The sequence below is a fragment of the Polaribacter sp. PL03 genome (assembly GCF_033875165.1).
In the GTDB taxonomy this organism is placed as follows: domain Bacteria; phylum Bacteroidota; class Bacteroidia; order Flavobacteriales; family Flavobacteriaceae; genus Polaribacter.
In genome coordinates this window covers 1-7,087 of sequence record NZ_JAWZSV010000011.1, presented here as the reverse complement: position 1 = coordinate 7,087, position 7,087 = coordinate 1, and the positions used below count along the sequence as shown (strand labels likewise).

The 7,087-nt window shown below is 27.5% G+C and carries 6 protein-coding genes; all 6 read right to left on the bottom strand.

Annotated features, from left to right (window positions below; genetic code table 11):
• Nucleotides 1-149 precede the first annotated feature (149 nt).
• Nucleotides 150-857: a hypothetical protein gene (locus SHK09_RS14985; RefSeq protein ID WP_319811600.1), complete on the bottom strand. Its 708-nt coding sequence runs from the start codon at nucleotides 855-857 to the stop codon at nucleotides 150-152.
• A 718-nt stretch (nucleotides 858-1,575) separates the two neighbouring features.
• A complete protein-coding gene (locus SHK09_RS14980; RefSeq protein ID WP_319811599.1) occupies nucleotides 1,576-2,334 on the bottom strand; it encodes a WG repeat-containing protein in 759 nt (252 codons plus the stop codon).
• 290 nt (nucleotides 2,335-2,624) lie between these two features.
• Nucleotides 2,625-3,419 carry a hypothetical protein gene (locus tag SHK09_RS14975; RefSeq protein ID WP_319811598.1) on the bottom strand — a complete coding sequence of 265 codons (795 nt, stop codon included), beginning with the start codon at nucleotides 3,417-3,419 and terminating at the stop codon, nucleotides 2,625-2,627.
• A gap of 768 nt (nucleotides 3,420-4,187) precedes the next feature.
• Nucleotides 4,188-5,303, bottom strand: coding sequence for a T9SS type A sorting domain-containing protein (locus tag SHK09_RS14970; RefSeq protein WP_319811597.1), 1,116 nt, complete (start codon nucleotides 5,301-5,303; stop codon nucleotides 4,188-4,190).
• 169 nt (nucleotides 5,304-5,472) lie between these two features.
• A complete protein-coding gene (locus SHK09_RS14965) occupies nucleotides 5,473-5,940 on the bottom strand; it encodes a hypothetical protein (protein ID WP_319811596.1) in 468 nt (155 codons plus the stop codon).
• 197 nt (nucleotides 5,941-6,137) lie between these two features.
• A complete protein-coding gene (locus SHK09_RS14960; protein ID WP_319811595.1) occupies nucleotides 6,138-6,941 on the bottom strand; it encodes a hypothetical protein in 804 nt (267 codons plus the stop codon).
• Nucleotides 6,942-7,087: the final 146 nt, after the last annotated feature.

Sequence of the window (7,087 nt, the reverse complement as noted above, 5' to 3'; positions counted from 1 at the left end):
AATTCCGCATTTTTGGATTTTTGAGCAATGAAATATAACGTTGTTGTATAAGCTTTGTTGCGTTGTTTAAGCAGTGAATTTAGTAAATAAAACACGAACGGCGAAATTCCGGAGGAATTTCCTAAGTGAGCCAAAACCAGCAATAAAGTTTATACGGTGTTACCTGCAGTTTTTATTTTTTCCAATTTTAATTTATAATATTCAGCCTTTTCAATATTTCCTAAAGTTCGATAAATATTTTCTATTTCTTCAATTATGAATTCGGATGAAGCTCCATTTTTTTCTGATAATAGAAAATAATTCAATGCTTCTTTATGTCTGTTTTCATCACTTAAAATATATCCCAAATCTTCAGCAATCACATTTTTTTCTTTGCTTTTTTCTAAACCCTCTTTTAATACTTTTACAGACAATTCAGGATTGTATCTTGAATAATATACTTCATAAGAGCCAAAACAGTCAGATGCTATTGCTGGAATTACCTCTATATCTATTGAACCATAAGCATCAGAATATTGAGGTTTTTCCAAGTTATATATTACAAAGTCAACAATTCGTTCAGGAGTGCTTACATTAATATATGCGGAATTATATATTCCAGTTTTTTCTATTCTGTATGCCTTTACAAGATAATGACCTTCACCTTTTGGGATTATCTGTAAAGTAGTCGGTTTAATTGTCCATTCAATAGGGTTTTCGCTTTCAGAATTAAGTATTTCGTAAATTCCACAATCAGAATTATTTCCAATAATATCGATTAATTCAGAGGTAGGTTTTTCCTTATTCAAATTATCTTTCTTTTTTTTAAAATTACATCCAATGAGACCGAATATTATTAATAGAATTAAATATTTCATTTCTTCCTCTGAGTTTTTGTCTAATTGCAGGTAACGTTTTGGTATAAAAATTTTTGCGATTTAAAAATGCGGCAAATTTTCCACCGGAAAATTAGAAGTATTTTTAAAAAAGCAAAAAGCTTTGATAAGGCATAAATTTAAGCAATTTTTTTTATACGGTGTTGTAATTTTGTTGTGAAACATTTGAGTAAATACATTTTAATTCCATTTTCAACTTTTCAGCATTTGAGTAAATTCCGACATTTTTTATGTAAAACACTTTTTCTAAAAAAAAAAGCGATAAAATTCCGCAATTTTGGAATTCCGTTTCAATATTTGTGCGAGTAAAAATTCCGCAAACTTTCTTAATTCAAAATTTTCACAAACTTGCTAAATTCCGCAATTTAAAAAAATTTTGACGAGCGAGAGAGTGTTCCACAAATTTTCAGTTTTCTTAAATTTAAAAGTAAAGAAATTCAATATTTCCCACGTTTCAATTCAGCGTTTTGATTTTTCTGAGCAATGAATTACAACGTTGTTGTATATGGTTTGTTGCGTGTTTCAAGCAACTAATTTAGTAAATAATTACCGACCAAGAAAGTCCGCGAGGACTTTCGTAAGTAGGCAATAAGCCAGCAATAAATTATATACGGTGTTAGCGGTAGTTTTTTAATTTATATTCGTTATTTTATTATAACAGTAAAAACTTCACCAATTTCTTTAAACATACGATGGTGTTTTATTTTATAGGAACCATAATTTTGCCTTTCCTATTTATGTATCCGAACTGATTTCCTTTTTTGACTAATGCCAATTCTTTACGAACTTCTCCGAACATTCCAATTGCGGTATATTCTATAGGAACAATAATTTCGCCTTTCATATCTATAAAACCGAACTGATTATCTTTTTTTACTATTGCCCATTCTTTATGAATTTCTCCAAACATTCCAATTGCGGTATATTCTATAGGAACAATAATTTCACCTTTCATATTTATAAAGCCAAAAAGATTTCCTGTTTTTACCAATGCCCAATTTTTATGAATTTCCCCAAACATTCCAATAACATCATATTCGTTTTGAGGTGTCTTTCTTTTATGTTCAGTTTCTAAGTTTGCTTTTTGATTATTTATTTCTAGGGTGTGTTCAGTTTTTTTATTAAATGCAGTAACAGAAAGAAAAAGAATAATGAGAGTTGAAATAGTTAAGATTGAGATTTTTTTCATTGTATTTGTTTTTAAATTAAAGATGTCTTTTAAATACCATAAAATAGTATGATTTTTCAAATTTGAATTTTGATTTGAGATTTCAAAAAAATCAATTTCTAAGAACTCAGAAATAATTTTGATAGTAGAACTTCTTGGTTTAACAGCACCAGATTCAATTCTTTGAATGGTACGTATTGTTATGTTGCATTTTTCTGCAACTTCAGCCTGAGTTAACCCTTTAGTTTTTCTTATTCTAATTAATTCTTTTCCAAAATTAAGTTTATCCATTCAAATTAAAATTTTAAGTAAAATTATCTTCAATTGTAAAACTTACCAAAAAATAGTAATGTTTTATAGGCGACATTTACACGACATTTGGTTTTTTGTGTTATTTAATCATAATTTTGATATAAAAACGATGTTCGTTCTAATTACCGCTAACGTTGATGTATAAGCTTTGTTGCGTTGTTTAAGCAGTGAATTTACTAAATAAAACACGAACGGCGAAATTCCGCAGGAATTTCCCAAGTGAGCCAAAACCAGCAATAAAGTTTATACGGTGTTACCACCAGTTTTTTTTATTCCGTTATAATTTCAGTTTCAGTTTCAGTTTCAGTTTCCTTTTTCTCTTCTGTTTTTTTATTCAGTTTCCATAACCAATAAATTCCGCCAAGTGGAATTCCAAAAGTCCAAAAAGAGTTTAAATAACCCATATATGAAAAACTAATTCCGAATAGAATTTGAAAACTTAATAGACTAAAAGAAATTCCATTAATTGCACTGTAAGTTATTGCAGGAACATTCAGGAATATTACTGCAATATATTTCAGCCATTTTTTCTTTAAATTACTTTTTTTAATTTTTCTAATTATCCAAATATTAAAAATAGGAATACAAATTGCTAAAATTCCAAATAACCAAAACATAATCATACTTGGAATTTTTTCTTTAATATCAAGAGTTTTTATATTCAATATTTTATTAGTACTATCATCAAATATAATTCCAAATTCTTGTTCGTTTGAAAATTCAATTTGAGCTTTAGTTGTATTTGGAGCAGTACTTTCTCCTTCTATTGTGGAGAAATTTTTTTCAGCAGTGATGAACTTATAATTTAATTCTGTTCCAAAGTTATTAACTATTATTTTTTGATAATTAGCTAAACCTAATTTTAGTGTGTCAAGATTTGTATTCTCAAAAGCCTTTTCTTCCACAGCCATAAAAGTCAAACTTTTTTCGTAATCTTCTTTTATTAATGCTTCTACAAAACCTTTTGTTGTGTCTTTGTAAGTAAACGCATTATTTATAAAATCACAGCTTGTAAAAATTGATAATATTAATACAAGTAATAAAGTATGTTTTATGTTCTTCATTTTTTTTTAATTGGTGGTAACGTTGTTGTGTTATGGAAAGTTGCGATTTTTATGAACGGCTATTTTCCGCAGGAAAATTGAAGTGAGTAAAAATGCAACTGCCTTCGGTTAAGCTAAAAATAAGCAATTTTTTATACACGGTGTTACCAAAAGTAGTTTTTTTAATTTTCCACTTTTCCTTATTATTTTCTGAATTCAGCGTTCGAGTGAAAATTCCGCCAACAATTTTTATTTTTTTTTGATTTTCAATAAATTCTCAGCCTTTCTAAATTTTCACTTTAAGATAATTTCGCACAGTTTTTACTCCACATTTTGCTTAATTCCGCTATTTTGGTTTTTCGCGTTTGAGTGTTTTCTCACGTGCTAAATTCCGACAACAATTTTATTTCAATAAATTCTCAGCCTTTCTGAATTTTCGGTTTAGAGATAATTCCGCACAGATTTTATTCCGCATTTTACTCAATTCCGAAATGCTCAGTTTTTATTTTTTTAAACTTTCTAAATTCTATAAAAAACAAACAAAATTCTTTCAGAATTTTCCAATCTTCAGAGAGTGTTTCATTTTTAAAATTCAAGAGTTTTATTTGTTTATTTTTTCAGAATGTTGAGTGATCTGAACTATTTTTGGTAACGTTGTTGTATATGGTTTGTTGCGTGTTTCAAGCAACTAATTTAGTAAATAATTACCGACCAAGAAAGTCTGCGAGGACTTTCGTAAGTAGGCGAGAAGTTAGCAATAAATTATATACGGTGTTAGCAAATCGTTTTTTATTTTTTTATAAATTTAGTAGTTTTTCCATTTTCAAATTTTATTATATAAATACCTTTTTCCAAACTTTCAAGATTAATTTTTCCTTTATTTGGAATTTTTCCTTTTTGAATTTCTTTACCAAGTGAGTTAAAAATATAATAATTTGTAGTTTCGTTTAAGCCATTAAATGTAATAAATTGATTAGTTGGATTTGGGTAAATCGCTATTTTATCTTTTAATGTCAAATTATTCGTTGATAGAATAGTAGAAATATCTAGCTTATAAATAACACCAAACGAATTATTATTTCCGTCAGTTTTAGGAGCAGAGAAAAATAAATTATTTTCATAGCAAACGATAGAACTAGTATGATAACCATTTAAAACTTCAACTGGTGAGACAGGTAAATTTGATTCTAGATTTATTTTATAAATTATAAAATCTCTTATAAAGTACAAATCATTTCCATTTATAGAAAAACTATTTCCATTATTATTAGTAACTTGAGTTGTTTCAGCCATTCCTGTGGGGGTTTGAGTAGCAGAACCTGTAGTAATATCAATTTTATAAATATTACTTGATAGTCCATCATTAAAATATAAATTATTCCGATGTATTATCATTTCTCTAGCTTCTTTATTTACTAGTTGAGCTACAACATCTAATGAAGGGGATTGAACGGAAAGATTTAATTTATAAATTTGTCTAGAATTTGGGTCGCTTATATATAGTATATTTTGATTTATAACCAATTCCTGTGGAAAAAAGTTCTCTTTTTCGAATATTTTTATCTTGACTGGAGAACTTGATGATAAATCTATTTTGGAAATAGAACCTTCTTCAGATATATAAATATTGTTTTCGTCTAGAACTCTATCAAATTCATAGTTAAATGGCATATACCAAGGTACGAAAGTTGTTATTATTGGATTTTCAATTCTAAGACTTATTCTAGAAATTTGATTTTCATAAAGTGTATTTCCTATAGAACGAGTTTCAGTAAAATACATATCATTACTATTCACATACATTGAATTTAGAGATCTATTTTCATCTTCAAAATAAATTGTTTGGGCATTTATAATTAAAGTAAAAAAAATCAAAAATTGTGTGATAATATTTTTTGTTTTCATTTTTTAATGTTTGCTAACGTTTATGTATAAGAATAGTTGCGGGTTTGTATGCGAGGATTTTCCGCAGGAAAATCAGACGTTACAAACACGCAACGACCTTTGATTAAGCACTAAACCGCAATTATTTTTATACGGTGTTGTGTGTTCGTTTTTATATTCAGTTTTACTTTCAATTGCAATCATTTCTTTCATTCATTATTGCTCTTTCGTTTAAGTACTTTTGAATAAACTCCTTTGATTTTCCTTCACGATTGTATGATGAACTTCCAATAAGAAAATGATATTTGTTTGAACTTCGTTCTATAAAAAGAGTGTCAGAACATTCGTTTTTAATCACTCGGTCATTTTCTTTAATAAAATCATATAAAAAAGCAGATTCGTAAGCGTAATTCCGACTGTCTTCGATTCTATACCTATTATCTTTATTTGTCAGTAATAAATAAGTATTTCCTTTTTCTTCAAAAATGTCCACAACACTTTCGTCAAAAGTTGTACTTAAAAAGACATCTTCAAATTCTCCTTTTTTAACAACGGTATAAATTGCAAATCCAATAAGAAAGATAAATAGAAAAATAACTGGAAGATACTCTTTCAGAGTATACTTCTTTCCGTCATATTTTTCAATCATATTTTTCATTTCCTTTTTTCTGTTTAGTTCAAAACTTTCAATTTGAAGTTTCTATGCTTAAATGACACACAACGTTGTTGTATAAGCTTTGTTGCGTGTTTTAAGCAGTGAATTTAGTAAATAAAACACGAACGGCGAAATTCCGGAGGAATTTCCCAAGTGAGCTATAACCAGCAATAAAGTTTATACGGTGTTGTGTAACGTTATTATTCAATCAATTCAATTAATTTTTCCTTTTTTCCAAATTCAACTTTATTGAGATTTATGTATTTAAAAAGATTTTCAGATTCTAGTTCACTAGAGTTTAAGAAAGTTAGATAATTACCTTTAAAACCTCTGTTTTTTAATTTTTCATTAATTTCGGATAGAAAAATCAGAGGAAAATTTTTATCTACTATAATTCTAAAACGAAGATAGGCTAGATATTTATCACTTGTTGAGTTTTCAATATTTTCAATCCACTCATCAATTTTATTTAAGTTTATAAGTTCTGAGTAGTTTTGTATATAATAGTTTGATTTTAGATTTTGTATTTCAGATTTATTCTTTTTTCCAACCACGAGATTTCTCACAAAGTACTCATCTTCAAAACTTATTTGATTTTTAATTTTTTTGGTTTCTGCTAAAGTTAAATCTAGTAAAAGACTGTTATAAAAATCTTCAATTTTGTGATTTCTACTTAGCAAATGTTTTGAACCATAATAGTCTCCGTAATCTTGAACATTTTTCAAATGAATATTATTTCCACTAACAGAATATTCAAAATATCCTCCACAATCGCCTGTTATTAGATTTCTAGTTTCTTTGTAATGCCTTATTTCATAAGTATCATTAAATGAATATTTACTCATATGTGCAATTGAGTCATTGATATTAATTAAATCTAATGTGACATATTTTTCATTCTGTTCAATATTTCTTTTTAGGTGCCAATGACCTTCAATTTTTTCAGGTTTTTGACAATTAGAAAACCCCACTAAAAATAATATTATAATCAGAATTTTATTCATACGTGTCAGTTTTTAATGTTACACAACGTTTGTGTATAAAAATAGTTGCGTTTTAAGTGTGCGAGGAATTTCGGAACGAAATTCAGAAGCAAACTTAAAAAAAGCAACGAACATTGTTAAAGCACTAATTTAGCAATTTTTTTTAT